The organism is Cytophagia bacterium CHB2 (assembly GCA_030263535.1).
Classification (GTDB): Bacteria; Zhuqueibacterota; Zhuqueibacteria; order Zhuqueibacterales; family Zhuqueibacteraceae; genus Coneutiohabitans.
The window spans coordinates 1-2008 of the sequence record SZPB01000637.1 but is presented as its reverse complement, the minus strand read 5'-3'; the positions used below and the strand labels follow the sequence as shown (position 1 = coordinate 2008).

Genomic DNA, 2008 nt, shown 5'->3' with positions numbered 1-2008 from the left:
AGATTTCTTGTTTTTCACAAGGGCTCCTGATTATGTGGTTGTCTGCCTTCAAGATAGGAGCCATCAGAAAAATTTCAACTAAATTTAGGACAAAATCCGGTGAGAACAAATACCGGGCAAAATTCAGGTATTTAAATGACGATCCTAAGATTTTTTTGCCTTTTTGACTTTGCGCATCAACTCCGACTTGCCTTCGATGACTTTTCCATCCGGCTGGGTGACTTTGTAAGTTCCGATCAGCTTGTTGTCAACGAGCTCATACGTACGTTCGATCGTAGCCGGGCCTTCCAACCTGAGCGTGAATTTATTGCCTGTACGCGTTTCTGTGCCGCGATAAACGCCGCGCATGCTGTCGAACCAATAAGAAGTGATTGCACCGGTCGCCTGATCCTTCGTCGCGTAGCCCACCATTTTGTAAACCATGCTTTTGTCCTTCGCCGTGACTTTGGTGCGAATAAATTGTTTGCGCAGTTCCCACTCAACCTCGACCTCGTCTTCCGAGCGCCCCAGGGCATCTTCCGACCAGCCTTCCCACTCGCCTACCAGTGAGGCCCACAACTCATCTTCAACCGGCGCAGGCGCGGTTACTTGTTCTTGTGCGAACGCGGATAAAGCAAGCAACAGAATGCCAGTGGAAAAGATCACCCAATTCTTACGCATAAAAGCCTCCTTTACTAAAGTGAAACAAATCCATTGAACGATGTCAACAGCGTCACCAGCAAGAATGAAACAAGGAAAATCATTTTCGTCAAGCATAATTTTCTATTTTTCCGACGGCAACCCGGGCGGGGCGCTGTGAAGAGTGAAGTTCGCATCAAGCATTTGATCAATGAACGCCATATTTCCAGCGCTCTGGCCTTCGTCGAAAAAAGCGCCGAACGAGAGTGCTGTTTTATTCGGATGACATACGCTTTCTCATTAACTTTGGTGTGCTCTTGGGGGATGGGTTTGTTTTGTTCAGAAAATATGCAGTCTCACAGCCGAACATTTTCAAGAAGCATCTTCTGCAATTTTGAGGACGTTTGAATCTTTTTCAAGATCACGATCAATGCGCCAAAGCATCGCAGCAGAAAGACTACCTGCCAAAAACATAATCGCCCACAAAAAAATCGCGCCGAGCTTTTCCAGCAAAAACGTGCCGAGCCAGCCGCTCAACGTGAAGCCCAGGCTGAACGTCATTTGATACATGCCCATGTACTCGCCGCGGCGTTCCTCGGACGCAACCTCTGCCATATAGGCCACTGCTCCCGGCAGAAAAACCATTTCACCGAACGTCCAAATTGCCACGGCAAGTGCGGCGCTCCAAAAACCGGAAACGCCGGCAGTGGCGCCAAAGCCGGCGCTGATGAGAAACGCGCCGAACGCAAGCGCATGGCGATGCGGCCAATGCGTCATTGCGATGTTGAGCGGCACTTCGAAGATGACAATGAGCAGCGTATTCACGGTAAACAGTATGCCGTAAGCCGATTCGGGCAGATGAATATCATGCACAAGAAACAAAGGCAGCGCGCCCTCGTGCTGAAAGAAAACAATGACGACCGGAATAATGGCGAATAGAAAAAAGAGCAGGCGTTTGTCCTGCAAGACTTTGAAGCGTTGCGCCTGCAAACCGACGGAAGCAGCGTGCGCAACATGCCGTGCGTGATGCCGTGTGGTCAAAACGAGAAGGATACCGGCCAGCAGCGACGTTGCGCCGTCCACCCAAAAGATGAGCGGATATGAAATCATTATAATGAAACCGCCGGCCAGCGGCCCAACGCTCATGCCAAGATTGATTGCCAAGCGGTTGAGCGAATACGCCATTTTGCGCTGCGGCGGTGTGACGATATCAACGATTGCTGCCAGGCTTGCCGGACGAAAGGCCTCGCTCGCAACAGCCCACATCAGGGTCAAACCCAAAATGGCAATAAAGCTTTGGGCAAATGGAAAAATCAGCAAGAGCGCACCGGAGAGCAGCAGCGAAATTTTCATTTGAAGAAATGGGCCGATGCGATCGCTGAGTTTGCCC

General features: G+C 50.3%; 2 protein-coding genes. Both read right to left on the bottom strand.

What is annotated here, in order from left to right; genetic code table 11:
- Window positions 1-144: 144 nt before the first annotated feature.
- Window positions 145-756 carry a DUF1579 domain-containing protein gene (locus FBQ85_29740; GenBank protein ID MDL1879313.1) on the bottom strand — a complete coding sequence of 204 codons (612 nt, stop codon included), beginning with the start codon at window positions 754-756 and terminating at the stop codon, window positions 145-147.
- A gap of 234 nt (window positions 757-990) precedes the next feature.
- Window positions 991-2008, bottom strand: a 1018-nt coding sequence (locus FBQ85_29735) for an MFS transporter (GenBank protein ID MDL1879312.1), incomplete at its 5' end; no start/stop codon positions are given.